This window comes from Bradyrhizobium sp. PRIMUS42, from assembly GCF_023006515.1.
In the GTDB taxonomy this organism is placed as follows: domain Bacteria; phylum Pseudomonadota; class Alphaproteobacteria; order Rhizobiales; family Xanthobacteraceae; genus Bradyrhizobium.
The window spans coordinates 1-544 of sequence record NZ_JALBGZ010001510.1 but is presented as its reverse complement, the minus strand read 5'-3'; the positions used below and the strand labels follow the sequence as shown (position 1 = coordinate 544).

At 68.6% G+C, this 544-nt stretch carries 1 pseudogene; it reads left to right on the top strand.

The features are described from left to right. Positions 1-143: 143 nt before the first annotated feature. Positions 144-544 (top strand): annotated as a pseudogene (locus MOV75_RS41355) (sensor histidine kinase); the annotation flags it as partial.

Below are 544 nucleotides of genomic sequence, written 5' to 3'. Positions count from 1 at the left end.
CCTCGTCGCCGATCTCGCGCGCGCCTTCCCCAGGCTCGGCATCGAAATGCTCGCACCCGGCACCGCAAGCGGCGAGGAGAGCGACAGCCTGCACTGGATCCGCCGTCCATCTCGGGCGCGGCTACAAGGCGCTACAGCTTGCCTCGGTGCTGTCGCTGCTGCGCAACGACCGCAACATCGAGGCCGTGACGCTGGTCGACATCGCGTGCACGCTCCAGCTCATCGCCGACCAGTTCGACGACATGGGCCATGTCGTGCATTATGACGGGCCGGCGTCCGCGACCGCCGCCGCGCGGCCCGACGATCTGCATCGCGGCGTCACCAACCTCGTCGAGAACGCGGTGCGCTTCGGCGCCGAGGTGACGATCCGCCTCGGCATAGCCGGCATCAATTTCGTCATCGATGTCGAGGACGACGGCCCCGGCATTTCGGATGCACGCAAGCCGGAGATGCTGGAGCCGTTCGTGCGCGGCGACGACGCGCGCACCATGGACGAGTCCACCGGCTTCGGGCTCGGCCTGTCGATCGCGCGCGCGATCGCACT